Raw genomic sequence first — 19,255 nt, 5'->3', positions numbered from 1 at the left:
CAACAGCGGATCAGGTTGGCAATGGAATGCCGAATTGCTGCAGCGTCGGATTCACGTTATCGGCAAACTTCTCCTGATTCTGCTTCTTGTGCACCGCTTCGACGATCGCCGACACAATCGTCGCGATCACACCGGCGATTTCGCCTATCGGCCCGAGTGCATCGAGCACCGTCGATACCGCGCCGACAATCCCCGCGACGGCTTCGCCCGCCACGTTGCCCGCGACGCGGGCAGCGGTCGTCGCAATCTTGGTGGCCACCTCTCCCGTTTCCGCCGCGGCCTCACCCGCCGCACCGGCGCCACGAGCAACCCATGAGCCGACGTCCTTGGTGCCCTTGACCGCATCCTTGATCGTGTCGATGATGTCGGTCGGGTTCGCGCTGGATGATCCGTTGCCGCTGGAATCGGTCCCTTCGGCGCCGCCGCTCGACGCCGCACCACCGCCCGCCTTCTCGAACAGCTGCGCAAGGCTTTCCATTTCCGGCGGCAAGTTCTTCTTTAGGTACTCGCCCACGGCCGGATCCTTGGCCAGTGTCTGGATATCCTGCGAGAGCACTTTGACCGTCTCATCGACGTTGCGTAAATGATCGCTGCCGCCGGCCTGCACGTTAATGAGCGTCTGCATCAGCTTGCACATGACCGCGGCCTTCTGCTCCGCCGTGTAATTGCCGGGGTGAGCGAAGATGTCCTGATTCAGTGTACTGATATCGGTATTGGCCGTGATGTTTTTCAGGCCTGCATCTTTCAAGAAGCTTAAGTCGGATTGTTCGTCCGTCGGCGCCTCGTCTTTGATGAAGCTCGTCAGATTGTCATCGTTGATCAGGTTGTCGGCCTTGTTCGTGGCCTTGTCGACACCCGCACGGTCGAGCGCATCGAACCCGCCGTTGGTCGACAATGCCTTGGCGGAATTTTTCACCGCATCGGCGAAACCATCGTTTTTCGTTAGGTTAAAGACTTGCTCTTTTGTCGCCACCATGCCTCCGCCCTTTCCGCCGTTGTAGCTATGGTTCTTGCCACCGGCGTCTTGATGGCCTGTGGACTCGCCGGTGATTGCGATGTAGGCTTGCAGCAACGCAGCCGAGCGCGCCGTTGCCAACGAATCGGGATCGGCGTCTGGGTGCTTCTTCATATACTCCTGGATATTGTTATCGGCCTGTTCCAGATTTTTATGAACCGAGTTTAGAAAGTCGCCCATTTTTCCCTGGTCAACCGTTCCATCACTCTTCAATGCACCGGTTCGCTGCAGTGCACTCTGGAGCGACGGATTGTCGTTGACATACTGCAGCGCGGCTTGCTTCATCTCATCGGTGGCCCCGTCAACTTTGCCGCTCAGGATCTGCACCGCGGCAATCGGACGCTCCAGCGCGATACACTGACCGGCCGATGCCATGTCGTTCCACTTCGATAAGTCGTCGCCTTCGTACTGGTCAATGAAATGATCGAGGGTGGCATACTTCGGATCGATTTGAACAAACTCGTCGTCACCACAGCATTCTGTCGTGTCGGTATCCGTGTCGGCCCCGTCCACAATGGTCGCATCGTCGTCTGACCAATCTATGACGGTCGCATCGTCGTCTGACCCATCCTGCTCGTCATTGACGGTAACGAACGGCGCATGGATCACAAAGGCGCGGTTGCCGAAGGCTGATGCATCCGATTTCTCGCTGCTCGATGGCGTATTCGATGCGGTACTAGACCGGTTCGCTTGGGTGCCATCGTGCGCTGTCTGCGTCGGGGGAGCCCATGTATTGGCCTGCGCATCGCTGTCGCCGACATTGGAGTTTTTCGACTCTGAATCTAGGTAGAACAGCCCCAACAAGCTCAAGTGGGGCGGGAGTTGATCACTCTGCGCGTCAGACTTGGCGTCGGCTTGGGGCATTTGCAGTCGCATGTCGAGCCATGGGCCGCTCCACTGCTGCACTAAGGTATTCATCGAGTTTGGCTCCTCTCGGTGGCGCGCCAGCAACAGTGGTGCGCAAGACATGCCCTGAACGGGACAACGGATCGTGAATCGATTATCAGCATGCCGCCGATCCAGGCGCCGGCAACTGCGAACTGCCGTGGCCCGATGCGAATTTCTGTCTTGCCCTATGTGACCGTTGGCGCCCGCCGCCTTGAAGACCCTGGCCTTTAACCGCTGAACGCTCCCGTCGATCCGCACAAATCCACACAAAAACAAAACCCCACGCACTCTCGTACGTGGGGTTCATTGCTCAAACATCCATCGGGCGCCGCAGACTTACCGTCTCCTGACACGCGCACCCCTGAGCGGGCACGCTGTCATGCGGTCACCCGAGGCGGCCGGCGCCATCAACCCGACGCCGGCAGCATGCGTCACTCGTTTTCCGAATGCGGATGCTCGACCGGCGTTTCCGGCGTGGCGAAGTCGAATGGCGTCGCGTGCTCTTCCTCTGCCGCAATCTGCTCGAACCGCTCGCGATCCGCCGTCTCCTTGCTCTTGCGCGCTTTGTGGAACGCAAGCCCCGTACCGGCCGGGATCAGGCGACCGACGATCACGTTCTCCTTCAGGCCACGCAGGTCGTCGCGCTTGCCCATGATCGCCGCTTCGGTCAGCACGCGCGTCGTCTCCTGGAACGAGGCAGCCGAGATGAACGAATCGGTCGACAGCGACGCCTTCGTGATACCCAGCAGCACGTTTTCGTAGGTTGCCGGCCGCTTGTCTTCCGCGATCATCCGGTCGTTCTCATCGAGCATGTCGGAACGCTCGACTTGTTCGCCCGGGATAAACCGCGTATCGCCGTTATCGACGATTTGCACGCGGCGCAGCATCTGGCGTACGATCACTTCAATGTGCTTGTCGTTGATCTTCACGCCCTGCAAGCGATACACGTCCTGCACTTCGTCGACGATGTAGCGCGACAGCGCCTCCACGCCCTGCAAGCGCAGGATGTCGTGCGGATCGGCCGGCCCGTCGACGATCATCTCGCCCTTGTTGACGACCTGGCCATCGTGCACGAGCACCTGCTTTTCCTTCGCGATCAGGAATTCGTGCTGATTACCGTCCAGGTCCGTGATGACCAGGCGCTGCTTGCCCTTCGTGTCCTTGCCGAACGACACCGTCCCGGTGACTTCCGCCAGGATGCCCGCATCCTTCGGCGAGCGCGCCTCGAACAACTCGGCAACTCGGGGCAGACCGCCGGTAATGTCGCGCGTCTTCTGCGACTCGGTCGGAATCCGCGCCAGCACCTCACCGACCTGAACCTGTTGACCATCCTTCACCGTGATCAGCGCGCCGACCTGGAAGCCGATCTGCACCGCATGCTCGGTTCCCGGAATCTTCACTTCATCGCCGGTCGCATCGAGCAGCTTCACTTGCGGACGCACGCTCTTGGACGACTGCGAGCCGCGGCGCTTGGAATCGATCACGACGAGCGTCGACAGGCCGGTCACTTCGTCGATCTGCTTCGCGACGGTCACGCCCTCTTCGACGTTCTCGAACTTCACCGTGCCACCGTACTCGGTGATGATCGGACGCGTCATCGGGTCCCACGTCGCGAGTTGCGTACCGGCCTTGATCTGCACGCCGTCCAACTGCAGCAGCGTCGCACCGTACGGAATCTTGTGGCGTTCGCGCTCGCGGCCATGATCATCCGCGATGACGACTTCGCCGGAGCGCGAAATGACGATCTGCTCGCCCTTCGCGTTCGTGACATAGCGCATCGTCGCGGTAAAGCGCGCAGTACCGTTGGACTTCGCCTCAACGCTGGAGGCTACCGCCGCCCGCGATGCCGCACCACCGATGTGGAACGTGCGCATCGTCAGCTGCGTGCCCGGCTCGCCGATCGATTGCGCGGCGATCACGCCGACCGCCTCGCCCACATTCACCAGCGAGCCGCGTCCCAGGTCGCGACCATAGCACTTCGCGCACAACCCGTAGCGCGTTTCGCAGGTCAACGGCGTGCGCACGCGCACTTCATCGATACCGAGGCGCTCGATCTCCTCGACCGCGGTTTCGTCCAGCAGCGTGCCCGATTCGTACAGCGTCTCCTGAGTTTCCGGATTGACGACCTCGGCCACCGCGACGCGGCCGAGAATCCGGTCGCGCAGCGCCTCGACGACTTCACCGCCTTCGACCAGCGCCTTCATTGCCACGCCCTGACTGGTGCCGCAATCATCCTCGACGACCACCAGGTCCTGCGTCACGTCAACCAGACGACGAGTCAGGTAGCCCGAGTTCGCGGTCTTCAACGCGGTATCGGCCAAGCCCTTACGTGCGCCGTGCGTCGAGATGAAGTACTGCAGGACGTTCAGGCCTTCGCGGAAGTTCGCGGTAATCGGCGTCTCAATAATCGAGCCGTCCGGCTTGGCCATCAGCCCACGCATACCCGCTAGCTGGCGGATCTGCACCGCCGAGCCCCGAGCGCCGGAGTCCGCCATCATGTAGATCGAGTTGAACGACTCCTGGCGCGTCTCGTTGCCGCCGCGATCGACCACCGGCTCGGTTGACAGCTGCTCCATCATCGCCTTGCCAACCGACTCGGAGGTGGCCGACCAGATGTCGACTACGTTGTTGTAACGCTCCTGGGCGGTGACCAGGCCCGACATGTACTGGCGATCGTATTCCTTGACCTTTTTGGCGGCCTCACCCACGATCGTTTCCTTTTGCGGCGGCACGAGCATGTCGTCGACGCAGATCGAGATCCCGGCACGCGTAGCCAGCCGGAATCCGGACTGCATCAATTGATCGGCGAAGATCACTGTCTCACGCAGGCCGCAGCGGCGGAAGGCCGTGTTAATCAACCGCGAAATTTCCTTCTTCTTCAGCGGTTTGTTCAGCACGCTGAACGGCAGCCCCGGCGGCAGGATCTCCGACAGGATCGCGCGGCCGACGGTGGTTGCATACAGCGAGACCTTCGGCACGAACTTCGGCGCACCCTCGGAGCAGTCCTCGTTGGCCACCATCTCGGTGATCCGCACATTCACGCGCGAGGCCAACTCCACTTCCTTATTCTCATACGCGCGCAGGACTTCGCCCACGCCGGTGAAGGTCATCCCCTCACCCTTCGCATTGATCGCCTCGCGCGTCGCGTAGTACAGGCCCAACACGATATCCTGCGACGGCACGATCGACGGATCGCCGTTGGCCGGGAACAACACGTTGTTGGACGCGAGCATCAGCGTGCGCGCCTCCATCTGCGCCTCGAGCGACAGCGGCACGTGCACAGCCATCTGGTCGCCGTCGAAGTCGGCATTGAACGCCGCGCACACGAGCGGGTGCAGTTGGATTGCCTTGCCTTCGATCAACACCGGCTCGAACGCCTGGATGCCCAGCCGGTGCAGCGTCGGCGCGCGGTTCAGCATTACCGGGTGCTCGCGGATGACCTCTTCGAGAATGTCCCACACGACCGGCGTCTGGCTTTCGACTTCCTTCTTGGCCGCCTTGATCGTCGTCGCCACGCCCATCACCTCAAGCTTGTTGAAGATGAACGGCTTGAACAACTCGAGCGCCATCAGCTTGGGCAGGCCACACTGGTGAAGCTTGAGCGTCGGACCGACGACGATCACCGAGCGGCCCGAGTAGTCAACACGCTTGCCGAGCAGGTTCTGACGGAAGCGGCCGCCCTTGCCTTTGATCATGTCGGCGAGTGACTTCAGCGGCCGCTTGTTCGCGCCAGTCATGGCCTTGCCACGACGGCCGTTGTCGAGCAGTGAATCGACGGCTTCCTGCAACATCCGCTTCTCGTTGCGCACGATGATCTCGGGCGCCTTCAACTCGAGCAGCCGCTTCAACCGGTTATTACGGTTGATCACGCGACGATACAGGTCGTTCAGATCCGACGTCGCAAACCGGCCGCCGTCCAGTGGCACCAGCGGACGCAACTCCGGCGGCAGCACCGGCAGCACCTCGAGAATCATCCAGTCCGGCTTGATACCCGAACGCTGGAAAGCCTCGAGCACCTTCAGGCGCTTCGCGTACTTCTTGATCTTCGCTTCGGAGCCGGTGTTTTTCAACTCGGTGCGAAGCTGCTCGACCTGCGCATCGATGTCGATCGCGCGCAGCAGCTCGCGCACCCCTTCCGCGCCCATTTCGGCACGGAACTCGTCACCGTACTCCTCGACCTTGTTGTAGTAATCCTCTTCGGTCATGATCTGCCGCGCCTTGAGCGGCGTCATGCCCGGGTCGATCACGACATACGCTTCGAAGTACAGCACGCGCTCGATGTCGCGCAGCGTCATATCGAGCACCATGCCCAGGCGCGACGGCAGCGACTTCAGGAACCAGATGTGCGCGACCGGCGAGGCAAGCTCGATATGGCCCATGCGCTCGCGGCGCACCTTCGCAAGCGTCACCTCGACACCGCACTTCTCACAAATCACGCCGCGGTGCTTCAAGCGCTTGTACTTGCCGCACAGGCACTCGTAGTCCTTGATCGGGCCGAAAATCTTCGCGCAGAACAAGCCATCGCGCTCCGGCTTGAACGTGCGGTAGTTGATGGTCTCCGGCTTCTTCACTTCACCGAACGACCACGAGCGGATCTTGTCCGGCGAGGCCAGACCGATCTTGATCGCATCAAAAACTTCTTCTTGTTGGACTTGCTTGAATAGATCGAGCAAAGCTTTCATCGCTTCTCTCCAGTAGTCCGATTAGTTCCGGTCCAGGTCGATATCAATACCGAGCGACCGGATTTCCTTCACCAGCACGTTGAACGACTCCGGCATCCCCGCGTCGATCACGTGATCGCCCTTCACGAGGTTCTCGTACACCTTCGTGCGACCCGTCACGTCGTCCGACTTCACCGTCAGCATTTCTTGCAACACGTACGATGCGCCATACGCCTCGAGCGCCCACACTTCCATTTCCCCGAAGCGCTGGCCGCCGAACTGTGCCTTGCCGCCCAACGGCTGCTGTGTCACTAGCGAGTACGGGCCGGTCGAGCGCGCGTGCATCTTGTCGTCGACCAAGTGGTGCAGTTTTAGCATGTGCATGTAGCCAACTGTCACCGGGCGCTCAAACGCCTCGCCCGTGCGCCCGTCATACAGGGCCACCTGGTTCTTCGACTTCGTCATCCCAAGCTGCTGCGCCACCTCATCGGGGAACGCGAGATCGAGCATGCGCGAAATCTCTTTCTCGTGCGCGCCGTCAAACACCGGCGTCGCGAACGGCACGCCTTCCCTCAGGTTCTGCGCAAGTTCGATGACTTCATCATCGGACATCTCGTCAATCGACTCCGGATGACCCGACTCGTTATAGACCTTCGTCAGGAACGATCGCAGATCCTGCACGAGCGTCGCCTTCTTGGCCTGCAGCATTTCGCCGATACGCCAGCCCAAGCCCTTTGCGGCCCAGCCCAAGTGGGTCTCAAGGATCTGGCCAACGTTCATCCGCGACGGCACACCAAGCGGATTGAGCACGACATCGCACGGGCGGCCGTCCGCCATGTACGGCATGTCCTCGATCGGAACAATCTTTGACACCACGCCCTTGTTCCCGTGGCGACCCGCCATCTTGTCGCCCGGCTGCAAACGACGCTTGACCGCCAGGTACACCTTGACCATCTTCAGCACACCCGGGGGCAGTTCATCGCCTTGGGTGAGCTTCTTGCGCTTTTCCTCGAACGCGAGGTCGAACTGATGGCGCTTTTGCTCGATCGATTCCTTGATCGCTTCCAATTGCGCCGCTGCGTCCTCATCGGCCAGCCGGATGTCGAACCAGTGATAATGGTCCAGGTCATCCAGGTATTCGCGCGTGATCTTCGCGCCCTTCGCCAGCTTCTTCGGACCGCCGTTCACGACCTTGCCGTCGAGCATCCGCGCCAGCCGCTCGAATGCGTCGCCTTCGACAATGCGCAACTGGTCGTTCAAATCCAGCCGATAGCGCTTGAGTTCGTCATCGATGATCTGCTGGGCACGCTTATCGCGCTGGATCCCTTCGCGCGTGAACACTTGCACGTCGATCACGGTGCCGGTCATACCCGAGGGCACGCGCAGCGACGTATCCTTCACATCGGACGCCTTCTCGCCGAAGATCGCGCGCAGCAGCTTTTCTTCCGGCGTCAGTTGCGTCTCGCCCTTCGGCGTCACCTTGCCGACCAGCACGTCGCCCGCCTCGACTTCGGCGCCAATATAGACGATGCCCGATTCGTCCAGGCGACCCAGTTGCACTTCAGCCAGGTTCGAGATGTCGCGCGTGATTTCTTCTGGCCCGAGCTTCGTGTCGCGCGCCACGACATTAAGCTCTTCGATGTGGATCGACGTATAGCGATCGTCGGCGACGACGCGCTCGGAGATCAGGATCGAGTCTTCGAAGTTATAGCCATTCCACGGCGTGAACGCGACCAGCATGTTCTGACCGAGCGCAAGTTCACCCAGATCCGTCGACGCGCCATCGGCGATCACGTCGCCACGCGCGACACGGTCGCCGACCTTCACGATCGGGCGCTGGTTGATGTTCGTGTTCTGGTTCGAGCGCGTGTATTTGATCAGGTTGTAGATGTCGACGCCGACCTCACCGGCCACTGCTTCGTCATCGTTGACGCGAATCACTACGCGGCCCGCGTCGACATAGTCGACCACGCCACCGCGGAACGCCTGCACCGTCGTGCCGGAGTCCACCGCGGTCGTACGCTCGATACCGGTGCCGACCACCGCTTTTTCCGGTCGCAGGCAAGGCACCGCCTGCCGCTGCATGTTCGAGCCCATCAATGCACGGTTTGCATCATCGTGCTCGAGGAACGGAATCAGCGACGCGGCCACCGACACGATCTGCGACGGCGCGACGTCCATGTATTGGATTCGGTCCGGCGTGACCATCAACGTTTCACCCGCTTCGCGGGCCGAGACCAGTTCGTCAATCAGCTTGCCTTCGTCGTCGATCGCCGCATTCGCCTGCGCGATCACGTACCGACCTTCCTCAATCGCGGACAGATAGTCGATCTGGTCGGTCACCTTGCCGTCGATCACCTTCCGGTACGGCGTCTCGAGAAAGCCGTATTCGTTCAGGTGTGCATACAGCGCCAGCGAGTTGATCAGGCCAATGTTCGGACCTTCCGGCGTTTCGATCGGGCACACGCGGCCGTAGTGGGTCGGGTGCACGTCGCGCACCTCGAAGCCAGCGCGCTCCCGCGTCAAGCCGCCCGGCCCCAGCGCGGACACACGCCGCTTGTGCGTGATCTCCGACAGCGGGTTGGTCTGGTCCATAAACTGCGACAGCTGCGACGAGCCGAAGAACTCGCGAATCGCCGACGAAATCGGCTTCGAGTTGATCAGGTCGTGCGGCATCAGGTTCTCGCTCTCGGCCTGGCCCAGACGCTCCTTCACCGCCCGCTCCACGCGCACTAAACCGGCGCGGAACTGGTTTTCGGCCAGCTCGCCGACACAGCGCACGCGACGGTTGCCGAGGTGGTCGATATCGTCGACCTCGCCCTTGCCGTTGCGCAACTCGACCAGAATCTTAATCGCCGCGAGGATGTCATCGTCGGTCAGCGTCATTGGACCGTGAATCTCATCGCGACCGACGCGGCGGTTAAACTTCATGCGGCCGACCTTCGACAGGTCGTACGCATCCTCGCTATAGAACAGACGGTTGAACAACGCCTCGACCGCTTCCTCCGTCGGCGGCTCACCTGGCCGCATCATCCGGTAGATCGCGATGCGCGCAGCAGTCTTGTCGATGGTCTCATCGATACGCAGCGTCGAGGACATGTACGGGCCTTGGTCCAGATCGTTTGTGTACAACGTCTGGATTTCCTTCACGCTCGCTTCGCGCAGCTTCTCGAGTACGCCCTCGGTGATCTCGTCATTCGCATTGGCAATCACCTCGCCAGTGTCCGCGTCGATCACGTTCTTTGCGAGCACACGACCAATCAGGTAGTCCTCTGGCACCGAGATGTACTTCGTCTTCGCATTCTCGAGGTCACGGATGTGCTTCGCGTTGATCCGCTTGTCCTTTGGGACAATGACCTTACCGTCCCGGTCGGCGATGTCAAAGCGCGCGACCTCGCCTCGCAGCCGCTCGGGCACGAACTCCATCTGCGCGCCTTCGTTCATCAACGTGAAGTTGTCGAACACGAAGAAATTCGCCAGGATCTGCTCAGGCGTCAAGCCGATAGCCTTCAGCAGGATCGTCACCGGCATCTTGCGGCGACGGTCAACACGGAAGTACAGAATGTCTTTCGGGTCGAACTCAAAGTCCAGCCACGAGCCGCGGTACGGAATGATCCGCGCCGAGAACAGCAGCTTGCCCGAACTGTGCGTCTTGCCCTTGTCGTGCTCGAAGAACACGCCCGGCGAGCGGTGCAGCTGCGAGACGATCACGCGCTCGGTGCCGTTGATCACAAACGAGCCGGTCGGCGTCATGAGCGGAATCTCGCCCATGTACACTTCCTGCTCCTTGACCTCCTTAACGACCGGCTTGGTCGGCGATTCCTTGTCGAGGATCACCAGGCGGACCTTTGCCCGCAACGCGGAGCAGTAGGTCAGGCCACGCTGCTGGCACTCCTTGACGTCGAACGCCGGCGACGACAGCGCATAGCTGACGAACTCAAGCCGGGCGAAGCCATTGTGCGAGACAATCGGGAAAACCGATGTGAACGCGGCCTGCAACCCTTCCGGCTTGCGTTGTGTGGCGGGCACATCCGCTTGCAGGAAAGTGCTGAATGATTCAAGCTGGGTGGCCAGCAGGAAAGGAACCGGGTGAACGATGGGGCGCTTCGCGAAACTTTTGCGAATACGCTTCTTCTCGGTGAAGGAATAGTGCATACGATCTCCGAATCACGGCGGGATGGTTCATTGCTCCGACAGCAGTGAACCGGATTGCCCGAGTGTTCACCGACTGAGACCCTGTGGCCGTCCAAACGCTCGAACGGACCAATAAGCTTGGTGGTTGGCCGCTACCAACCGCTGGCTGACGGCAGCGGATGCCCATGTTGCCCGCTACCCGACCAAACTTGCCTTCTGCAGTCGCTTCAGAAGACAAAGAAAAGGGCATGTGCCGTGCACGATGGCCTTTTCTTTGGCTTCTTTGGTGATCATCGCGGTGCCCAACCTGCATGGCGCCCGCCTGATCTAAAAAGCGCAAAAAGGCTGACGGTCCGAAACCGCCAGCCCTTTGCGCAAAATGCCGAAAATTACTTGATTTCAGCTTTCGCGCCAGCGTCTTCGAGCTTCTTCTTCGCTTCTTCAGCCGCAGCCTTGGGCACACTTTCCTTCACGGGCTTCGGTGCGCCGTCAACCAGGTCCTTCGCTTCCTTCAGGCCCAGGCCCGTCAGTTCACGAACGGCCTTGATGACCGACACCTTGTTCGCACCGGCTTCGAGCAGGTTGACCGTGAATTCGGTCTGCTCTTCCACCGCAGCGGCAGCACCACCGCCGGCACCCGCCGGGCCCGCAACGGCCAGCGCAGCGGCCGACACGCCAAACTTCTCTTCGAACGCCTTAACCAGCTCGTTCAGTTCCAGAACCGACATCGCGCCAACGGCTTCCAGGATGTCTTCTTTTGCGATTGCCATTTAAAATACTCCTAACTTGGAATTTGGATTCTCAGCCAACGATCCGCGTCCAGCCGGGCTCGCACCCGGCCGCCTGTCAGGCCGGCTCGCCCTGCTTCTTTTCGGCCAGCGCGGCCAGAGCACGCGCGAAGCCGGAAACAGGTGCCTGCATGACGCCCAGCAGCTTCGCGAGCAGTTCCTCGCGGCTCGGGATGGAAGCCAGCGCTTGCACGTCAGCCTTGTCCATCACCTTGCCTTCGTAGGAGCCGGCCTTGATCACGAGCTTGTCGGTGGTCCTGCCAAAGTCATGGATGACTTTGGCTGCCGCGACTGCGTCGTCCGACATGCTATAAATCAAGGGACCGGTCATCTGCTCGGCGAGCGGGGCAAACGGCGTACCCTCGACCGCGCGACGCGCGAGCGTGTTCTTCAACACGCGCAGGTACACCTGTTGCTCGCGCGCCTTCGCACGAAGCTTGGTCAGATCGCCAACCGCAATCCCACGATATTCGGCCAGCACGATGGTCTGAGCTTTCGCGACTTGCGCAGAAATCTCAGCCACGACGGCCTGCTTATCTTCACGACTGAGTGGCACGTTTAACCTCCAGATTCGGTACGCTAGGGGATCGTTTCCGACCACGTCGCGCACCGCGTTTCATAAACGGCGTCCGAGGTTGTTAGGAGTATTTCCGCCGGTACGCTTGTCACAGCGCCCTGCTTCCATCCTGCAAAACTATTTCGGGTTCGCCATCTGCGTTGGCTGACAATTAAGGTCAGGTGATACCAGGCACCCTTCCGCCAACGGTCTTTGACAACCGGTCGCGTCGTCCAACAGTAACGACACAACCGCCCAAAGTCTGTGTGTGGCGAGGCGCGACCACCGTCGCATCTCGCCGCGCTATCAATCGTTACGCGACAACCGTGCTCGAGTCCACGCGCACACCCACGCCCATCGTGCTCGACACCGCGATCTTACGCAGATAAACGCCCTTGCTTGTCGCCGGCTTTGCCTTTTGCAGCGCGTCGACCAACGCCGTAAGATTCGACTTTAGCGCGGTCGGTTCGAACGACGCACGGCCGATCGTTGCATGGATGATCCCGGCCTTGTCGACACGGAACTGCACCTGCCCCGCCTTCGCGTTCTTCACCGCGGTCGCCACGTCCGGCGTAACCGTGCCCACCTTCGGGTTCGGCATCAAGCCGCGCGGACCCAGGATTTGGCCAAGCGTACCGACCACGCGCATTGTATCCGGCGACGCGATCACGATGTCGAAATTCAGATTACCCGCCTTGACCTGCTCGGCCAGGTCTTCCATCCCGACGATGTCGGCGCCCGCGGCCTTCGCCTGCTCCGCCTTGTCGCCTTGCGCGAACACGGCAACGCGCACGCTCTTGCCAGTGCCCGCCGGCAACACGACCGAGCCACGCACCACTTGATCCGACTTTTTCGCGTCAATACCCAGCTGCACCGCGACATCGATCGACTCATCGAACTTGGCGGTCGCGCATTGCTTCACGAGCGCGAGCGCATCGTCCACGGGATACAGCTTCAGGTGATCGACCTTGCCTCCCAGTGCCTTCAGGCGCTTCGAAACTTTGGCCATTTACACACCCTCCACGGTAATGCCCATCGAACGGGCGCTGCCAGCGATCGTACGAACCGCCGCATCGAGATCAGCTGCGGTAAGATCCGGCATTTTCGTCTTGGCGATTTCTTCGGCTTGCGCGCGCGTGATCTTACCAACCTTGTCCGTGTGCGGCTTGCTCGAGCCTTTGTCGACCTTCGCCGCCTTCTTGATGAGCACGGTTGCCGGCGGCGTCTTCAGGACGAACGTGAAACTCTTGTCCGCGTAGGCGGTAATCACGACCGGCGTCGGCAAACCCGGCTCGAGGCTCTGCGTTTGCGCGTTGAACGCCTTGCAGAACTCCATGATGTTCAGACCGCGCTGGCCCAGCGCTGGACCGACGGGCGGCGACGGATTGGCTTTACCTGCAGGAATCTGCAGTTTGATAAAGCCGATGATTTTCTTTGCCATTTGAAACCTCGGGTGAACGCTTAGCGTTCGGTGAGTAATAACGCGCTTTCCGGCAAACCGTACCCGCGCTCCTCAACAGCCAATGAAGCGGGCTGTCAACACTTTGCTGCGTAACGTGCCGCGTCACGCATGAAATCCCTATCAGACCTTCTCGACTTGGCCGAACTCAAGTTCGACCGGCGTCGCGCGACCAAAAATCGTCACCGAGACACGCACGCGCGACTTCTCGTAATTGACTTCCTCGACGCTGCCGTTGAAATCTGTGAACGGACCTTCCTTGACGCGAACCAGCTCCCCGACCTCGAACAGCGTCTTCGGCCGCGGCTTTTCGACGCCCTCTTGCATTTGCGACATGATCTTGTCGACTTCACGCTGCGAGATAGGGCTCGGACGATTCCGTGCACCGCCGACGAAACCGGTCACTTTGGCGGTATTTTTCACCAAATGCCATGTTTCATCAGTCATTTCCATTTCGACCAGCACGTAGCCCGGAAAGAACCGGCGCTCGGTGACCGACTTGTGCCCACCCTTGATCTCGACGACCTCTTCGGTCGGGACCAGAATCTGGCCAAACTTGTCCTGCATGCCGGCACGTTCGATGCGCTCCTGCAGCGCACGTTGCACGCTTTTCTCCATCCCGGAGTAGGCATGCACGACGTACCAACGCTTTCCACCCGATGACGCTGCGCTATCGCTCATATCATTTCCAACCTAGAATTAGCGAGAAGATGACCCATTCAATGGTCTTATCGCTAACCCAAAGATAGATCGCCATCACCAGCACAAAACCAAATACAACTAACGTCGTCTGGCCAGCCTCTTTGCGGGTTGGCCAGACGACCTTGCGCACCTCGCGGTACGAGTCCTTCGCGAATGCAATAAAGCCCTTGCCTGAGGCAGAGGCGAGCGCCGCCGCGATACCCGCAGCGATGCCGACCACCAACGCCGCGCCACGCACATACCAATCATGCGTGCCTAGCAGGTAGAACCCGGCGATCCCGGCGATCACAAGCAATACGCCCAGCGCAAGCAATAGCTTGTCGCTTGCGGTATTCACAGTTTCGACGGATGGATTCGCCATAACACCCTAAACGAACGCGCCGCATAAGCGGCGCTGTATTGGCAGGGGCAGAGGGAATCGAACCCCCAACCTTCGGTTTTGGAGACCGACGCTCTGCCAGTTGAGCTATACCCCTAAAACCCTGTCGGGGCAGCTATCGCTGCCCCTATCGCGATCATCAAATAACTGGCTTACTCGATGATTTTGGCGACGACACCGGCGCCGACGGTACGGCCGCCTTCGCGGATCGCAAAGCGCAGCCCTTCTTCCATCGCGATCGGCGCGATCAACTTGACCGTGATCGACACGTTGTCACCCGGCATCACCATTTCCTTGTCCTTGGGCAACTCGATCGAGCCGGTCACGTCCGTCGTGCGGAAATAGAACTGCGGCCGGTAGTTGTTGAAGAACGGCGTGTGGCGCCCGCCCTCATCCTTGCTCAGCACGTACACTTCCGCCGTGAAGTGCGTGTGCGGCGTGATCGTGCCCGGTTTGGCCAGCACTTGGCCGCGCTCCACATCCTCGCGCTTGGTACCACGCAGCAGGATACCCACGTTGTCCCCGGCCTGGCCCTGGTCCAGCAGCTTGCGGAACATCTCCACGCCCGTGCACGTCGTCTTCGTCGTGTCACGGATACCGACGATCTCGATTTCCTCGCCAACCTTGATCACCCCGCGCTCCACGCGGCCCGTGACCACCGTGCCACGACCCGAGATCGAGAACACGTCTTCCACCGGCATCAGGAACGTGCCATCCACCGCACGCTCCGGCGTCGGGATGTACGTGTCCAGCGCATCGGCCAGGCTCATGATCGCTGCCTCGCCCAACTCGCCCTTGTCCCCTTCCAGCGCCAGCTTCGCCGAGCCCTTGATGATCGGCGTATCGTCGCCCGGGAACTCGTACTTGGACAGCAGCTCGCGCACTTCCATTTCCACCAGCTCGAGCAGCTCCGCGTCGTCCACCATGTCGCACTTGTTCAGGAACACGATGATGTAGGGCACGCCCACCTGACGCGCCAGCAAAATATGCTCACGCGTTTGCGGCATCGGGCCGTCTGCGGCCGACACCACCAGGATCGCGCCGTCCATCTGCGCCGCGCCCGTGATCATGTTCTTCACGTAGTCCGCGTGACCCGGGCAGTCCACGTGCGCATAGTGACGCTGCTCTGTCTCGTACTCGATGTGCGCCGTGTTGATCGTGATACCACGCGCCTTCTCTTCCGGCGCCGCGTCGATCTCGTCGTACTTCTTCGCTTCGCCGCCAAACTTCGACGACAGCACCGTCGCGATCGCCGCCGTCAGCGTGGTCTTGCCATGGTCAACGTGACCGATCGTGCCCACGTTCACGTGCGGCTTGGTCCGTTCAAACTTGCCTTTGGCCATATTCGACTCCTAACAGGAATTTGGTCCGTTGCGCCGCGCGCAAACGCATCACCGACACTTGCTGGTGCCCATGGGCAGGATCGAACTGCCGACCTCTCCCTTACCAAGGGAGTGCTCTACCACTGAGCCACATGGGCGAACATCTGAAACGCTGGAGCGGGTGAAGGGAATCGAACCCTCGTCGTAAGCTTGGAAGGCTTCTGCTCTACCATTGAGCTACACCCGCGAGGTGCTCCCACCCAATACCGCTGCTGCAAAAATTCTGGTGGAGGAGGTTGGATTCGAACCAACGTAGGCGTAAGCCAACAGATTTACAGTCTGCCCCCTTTAGCCACTCGGGCACCCCTCCGCAGAGAACTGACGATTATCGGCTAATTAAGTGCGAGTGTCAACAACTCTGCAACCGCCCGCCGACTTGGCGACCGTCAGTCCTTTGCCTTCCGGCAAGATGAGAATTGTCAACTACACGGGCGCCGAAGGCAAGCGATATACGTATCGCTGGCGGTTACTGGCTTTCGAGTGGCGAAATCGCCGCAACGGCGCACCGGTTTAGGACAGGATTCACTGCATAGCAGGCGCGGCCGTCGAATGCATGCCACTGAGCACCAGGGCGGCCTGGCGTGACGCATCGGTGGCCATCACCAGCAGCTTGCCACTGTCGAGCACCGCCGCGCCCGTGTACACCGTGCCGGGCGTTGAGCAAGGCGCGGGCCCGGCCGTGACCGTCACGTCGTACAGGTTGCCCACCGTGCGCGGCTGGAACGTACCCGTCAGCGTGCACGCATTGGCTGTCCGGGCGTTCAGCGTGCCGCCCTCATCGATCTGCAACGTGACCCCCTGGTCGTCCACTAGCGTTTGCGCGTCCCCGCCACTGTACGTCCCAGCCAACGCTGTGAGCGTTGGCTGCCGCTCGTACAGTGACTGGTAGGTCGAGCCGAACTCCACCCCCACCGCGCCCGACGCATTCGTGCTGCGGCCGCACAAGCAGTCCTTGTACACGTAGCTTGCGTCCACCCGTTCCGCGTCGCTCGTGCGCTGCGCGAAGTCATAGCGGATCGCGTCCGTCGAGGTGAACGTGCCGCTGGCCTGCGTGCCGCTCGTCGTACTCGTGCCACTGACGAAGCCGCCCAATCCCGGCATGCCGCGGTCGTAGGCGATCCAGAACACGCCATCATCGCGAACGATGCCCACCTCGCGCTGGCCCGGTGTCGTCATGCCCACGTAGTATCCTTGCGCAAGGCTCGCCACTGGCCGATTGCCATCATTGCCGGGACGACCGCCATTCGGGCCGCTTCCGGCATTGGCGCCCCTATTGGCTGCGGAAGGCGAAACCTCCGTCAGCCCACTGTTGCAGCCGGTTAGGATCCCGACAGAAATAGCCGCAATCGCAATCAACGCCACCTTCATTTTTCTCATCTCCTTTCGTTGAGCCGGATTTACGTTATCCGATACAAATCGTTGCTTAACCGACTTCGCATCCTCGGTCTGCTAACGCACAAAGATTTGGGGCGCCGACGGAAGACAGTGCGACAACGGCTTGCGATATAGGCCGACAGACTTGTCTGATAAGGCGCCTAACGCGAAGAATGAGAATGTATGCGGATCTCGGCGCCTCGTATCGTGTTCGTTTATTCAACGCTGACTTCGTGTTGCCTTATTAGCGCTTTGCGAGAGAGTGGGATGTCCAGGCAGGGACGAACGCCATCAGGTTCTGATGTAATAGGTCATCACGTCGCGCGCGGTATGGACGGTTACGTCATACCCATCGCGGGCTAGTGTGATACGAACCGCAACCCTATGAATCTCGCAATCGAGCCGGTATCGGACCGGCGAGCGCCATAACTGATTGACCTGGCGTCGGACTCAATTGCGCCATGCGGTGGGTGTAGGAAGGGCGGCTATCCCTTAGTGTCGCTCGAGCGTTGGGCCGAGCAGCGCGTTTCCGGGCTATCTCAAAGCGCTGCGAACGAACCCGGGGCCAGGACTGACGAGCCGGGCGATCGACCAATAGGCGTATGCCAATGGCGCGACGCTGAAATTGATTCAGCCGGGCAAACCGGCGCAGAATGTATTCATTGAGTCGCTCAACAGCAAGTTCAGCGATGAACGTGTCAATAAGCACGGGTTCACGAGCCTCGTGCGTGCTCGAGCAGCCGTCGCGGTGTAACACCTGGGCTATAGCGAGCAACGTCCACACAGCACACTGAATTACCTTTCACTAACAGAATTCGCGGCGAAACATCGACAACAGCAAATATTCCTGCCACTTTCCAGCAGTGGGTCTAAAGGGACTTTGCTAAAAGCACCGTAGGCTCTAGTAAAGAGAATAGGTCAAATTTGTCGAGTTCCTTCTAGGCAGCGCAGGGTCACTATAGCCGAGCGCGCTGCCTGTTTAGAACTGCGAATATGCAGCCTCGTGGCCGGTGCTCGAAGCCACTAGGATGGCATAACCAAGTGCATCATCCAGTAAAAAATTAGATTTGGTGGCTTTCGACAGGTTTTGGCAATGCTGAAGCATTGCCGTCCCAAGCTCCACCACCCGCATTTTGAGCCCCTTCATCCATATTATGGCTCTGTACTGTCTTACCATCCGTATTTTTTAACACTTCCCTAAGTTCTGCTGCTGCTTGAGCCACCATATCTTGAGGCATTATTGGCTTCCAGTTGTTGCCATCCCATATGCTCCAGGGATTAGTAGTATTATTGGGATCCAGCTTTAGACTATCTTTTGACAGATTCCCGTCCGGCCCAATATAAGAGCGAGTCGGGTCGATACCATGCATTGAGCTGATGGGGTCCATATCCACTCCTCATAAACAGTTAACAAAACGCCTCGCCTCGTAAACGCGTTGCGCGTTACGCAGTGTGCCGATGGCACGACAAGGCCAGATGCGTTTTCCGAAATGAACCAGCACCATACGAAGTGCGTCATCTCATGTCGTTTATGCTGCAAGCCAAGCCAGGCTGCTATGCGTTTCTCGGCAATGGCAGTGGTGCGCATCGGGCCGCGGGGCACGGCTTAGGCCCCTGCGAGTTGCATAACGCCAGCTACGACTTTAATGACGCATTGCTGGGGATGGGCGCAACCTATTGGGTCAAGCTTGCCCAAGCGTGGTTGCGCTCAAGCTTGTGCCGGTCAAGCAGTCTCATGCCGGGTTGACGGCGATTGGCCGCCAGGCATGTTTCGGGGGGTGAGGTTCAAAGGGACATTGCCGCGCGCGTGCGCGAGTGGGGGGAGCCGACGTGCTGAGGACAGGGCACAAGGGAAGGCCCCAAAGCATCACGCCCGCTTCGGGTCGAAGCGGGCGTGGGAGGGGAAAGGGGGAGCCT

13 protein-coding genes, 4 tRNA genes and 2 pseudogenes are annotated in these 19,255 nt (G+C 60.2%); 3 read left to right on the top strand and 16 right to left on the bottom strand.

Annotated elements, in window-relative coordinates; translation table 11 throughout:
- Positions 1–10: 10 nt before the first annotated feature.
- The 3 genes from KPG66_RS04530 to rpoB all read right to left on the bottom strand — a co-directional run bounded on the left by KPG66_RS04530 (position 11) and on the right by rpoB (position 10,719).
- Positions 11–1,933, bottom strand: a complete 1,923-nt coding sequence (locus KPG66_RS04530; protein WP_237070137.1) for a type III effector HrpK domain-containing protein — start codon at positions 1,931–1,933, stop codon at positions 11–13.
- Between the two features lie 401 nt (positions 1,934–2,334).
- Positions 2,335–6,585: a DNA-directed RNA polymerase subunit beta' gene (gene rpoC, locus KPG66_RS04525; RefSeq protein WP_237070136.1), complete on the bottom strand. Its 4,251-nt coding sequence runs from the start codon at positions 6,583–6,585 to the stop codon at positions 2,335–2,337.
- Positions 6,586–6,606: 21 nt separating this feature from the next.
- Positions 6,607–10,719, bottom strand: coding sequence for a DNA-directed RNA polymerase subunit beta (rpoB, locus tag KPG66_RS04520; RefSeq protein WP_237070135.1), 4,113 nt, complete (start codon positions 10,717–10,719; stop codon positions 6,607–6,609).
- 124 nt (positions 10,720–10,843) lie between these two features.
- On the opposite strand from rpoB, the gene KPG66_RS04515 reads away from it, so the two are divergent.
- Entirely contained in the window at positions 10,844–11,029 is a 186-nt protein-coding gene (locus KPG66_RS04515; RefSeq protein ID WP_013434770.1) for a hypothetical protein, read from the top strand.
- 58 nt (positions 11,030–11,087) lie between these two features.
- Here the strand turns inward: KPG66_RS04515 and rplL are convergent, their stop codons facing one another.
- From rplL to KPG66_RS04455, 12 genes are all read right to left on the bottom strand, one after another.
- Complete coding sequence (gene rplL, locus KPG66_RS04510; protein ID WP_013434769.1) at positions 11,088–11,468, bottom strand: 50S ribosomal protein L7/L12; 381 nt, start codon at positions 11,466–11,468, stop codon at positions 11,088–11,090.
- A gap of 76 nt (positions 11,469–11,544) precedes the next feature.
- The gene (gene rplJ, locus KPG66_RS04505; protein ID WP_041753254.1) at positions 11,545–12,042 is read right to left on the bottom strand and encodes a 50S ribosomal protein L10; all 498 of its coding nucleotides are present in this window, start codon (positions 12,040–12,042) and stop codon (positions 11,545–11,547) included.
- A gap of 313 nt (positions 12,043–12,355) precedes the next feature.
- Entirely contained in the window at positions 12,356–13,051 is a 696-nt protein-coding gene (rplA, locus tag KPG66_RS04500; RefSeq protein ID WP_013434767.1) for a 50S ribosomal protein L1, read from the bottom strand.
- Positions 13,052–13,483, bottom strand: coding sequence for a 50S ribosomal protein L11 (rplK, locus tag KPG66_RS04495; RefSeq protein WP_041753253.1), 432 nt, complete (start codon positions 13,481–13,483; stop codon positions 13,052–13,054).
- Between the two features lie 141 nt (positions 13,484–13,624).
- Entirely contained in the window at positions 13,625–14,182 is a 558-nt protein-coding gene (gene nusG / locus KPG66_RS04490) for a transcription termination/antitermination protein NusG (protein WP_013434764.1), read from the bottom strand.
- A 1-nt stretch (position 14,183) separates the two neighbouring features.
- Positions 14,184–14,564, bottom strand: coding sequence for a preprotein translocase subunit SecE (secE, locus tag KPG66_RS04485; protein ID WP_013434763.1), 381 nt, complete (start codon positions 14,562–14,564; stop codon positions 14,184–14,186).
- A 39-nt stretch (positions 14,565–14,603) separates the two neighbouring features.
- Positions 14,604–14,679 (bottom strand) — tRNA-Trp (locus KPG66_RS04480).
- Between the two features lie 55 nt (positions 14,680–14,734).
- The gene (tuf, locus tag KPG66_RS04475; protein ID WP_013434762.1) at positions 14,735–15,925 is read right to left on the bottom strand and encodes an elongation factor Tu; all 1,191 of its coding nucleotides are present in this window, start codon (positions 15,923–15,925) and stop codon (positions 14,735–14,737) included.
- 62 nt (positions 15,926–15,987) lie between these two features.
- Positions 15,988–16,062 (bottom strand) — tRNA-Thr (locus KPG66_RS04470).
- Between the two features lie 15 nt (positions 16,063–16,077).
- Positions 16,078–16,151: transfer RNA gene (locus KPG66_RS04465), tRNA-Gly, on the bottom strand.
- Between the two features lie 37 nt (positions 16,152–16,188).
- Positions 16,189–16,274, bottom strand: a tRNA-Tyr gene (locus KPG66_RS04460).
- A 212-nt stretch (positions 16,275–16,486) separates the two neighbouring features.
- On the bottom strand, positions 16,487–17,341 hold the full coding sequence (locus KPG66_RS04455) for a hypothetical protein (protein WP_237070134.1): 855 nt from the start codon (positions 17,339–17,341) through the stop codon (positions 16,487–16,489).
- 476 nt (positions 17,342–17,817) lie between these two features.
- On the opposite strand from KPG66_RS04455, the pseudogene KPG66_RS04450 reads away from it, so the two are divergent.
- Positions 17,818–18,211, top strand: a pseudogene (locus tag KPG66_RS04450) (integrase core domain-containing protein); the annotation flags it as partial.
- A gap of 188 nt (positions 18,212–18,399) precedes the next feature.
- Here KPG66_RS04450 and KPG66_RS04445 read toward each other — a convergent pair.
- A complete protein-coding gene (locus KPG66_RS04445) occupies positions 18,400–18,726 on the bottom strand; it encodes a hypothetical protein (protein WP_237070133.1) in 327 nt (108 codons plus the stop codon).
- A gap of 137 nt (positions 18,727–18,863) precedes the next feature.
- Between KPG66_RS04445 and KPG66_RS04440 the strand changes: the two are divergent.
- A pseudogene (locus tag KPG66_RS04440) lies at positions 18,864–19,085 on the top strand (amidohydrolase); the annotation flags it as partial.
- Between the last annotated feature and the right edge of the window lie 170 nt (positions 19,086–19,255).

It is taken from the genome of Mycetohabitans sp. B2 (genome assembly GCF_021733735.1).
In the GTDB taxonomy this organism is placed as follows: Bacteria; Pseudomonadota; Gammaproteobacteria; order Burkholderiales; family Burkholderiaceae; genus Mycetohabitans; species Mycetohabitans rhizoxinica.
This window is presented reverse-complemented; position numbering and strand designations above follow the sequence as displayed.

Bases quoted from the DNA above. Each gene is read 5' to 3' on its own strand.
- KPG66_RS04530 (WP_237070137.1), bottom strand. From the start codon at position 1,933: ATGAATACCTTAGTGCAGCAGTGGAGCGGCCCATGGCTCGACATGCGA.
- rpoC (WP_237070136.1), bottom strand. From the start codon at position 6,585: ATGAAAGCTTTGCTCGATCTATTCAAGCAAGTCCAACAAGAAGAAGTT.
- rpoB (WP_237070135.1), bottom strand. From the start codon at position 10,719: ATGCACTATTCCTTCACCGAGAAGAAGCGTATTCGCAAAAGTTTCGCG.
- rplL (WP_013434769.1), bottom strand. From the start codon at position 11,468: ATGGCAATCGCAAAAGAAGACATCCTGGAAGCCGTTGGCGCGATGTCG.
- rplA (WP_013434767.1), bottom strand. From the start codon at position 13,051: ATGGCCAAAGTTTCGAAGCGCCTGAAGGCACTGGGAGGCAAGGTCGAT.
- rplK (WP_041753253.1), bottom strand. From the start codon at position 13,483: ATGGCAAAGAAAATCATCGGCTTTATCAAACTGCAGATTCCTGCAGGT.
- nusG (WP_013434764.1), bottom strand. From the start codon at position 14,182: ATGAGCGATAGCGCAGCGTCATCGGGTGGAAAGCGTTGGTACGTCGTG.
- secE (WP_013434763.1), bottom strand. From the start codon at position 14,564: ATGGCGAATCCATCCGTCGAAACTGTGAATACCGCAAGCGACAAGCTA.
- tuf (WP_013434762.1), bottom strand. From the start codon at position 15,925: ATGGCCAAAGGCAAGTTTGAACGGACCAAGCCGCACGTGAACGTGGGC.
- KPG66_RS04455 (WP_237070134.1), bottom strand. From the start codon at position 17,341: ATGAGAAAAATGAAGGTGGCGTTGATTGCGATTGCGGCTATTTCTGTC.
- KPG66_RS04445 (WP_237070133.1), bottom strand. From the start codon at position 18,726: ATGGACCCCATCAGCTCAATGCATGGTATCGACCCGACTCGCTCTTAT.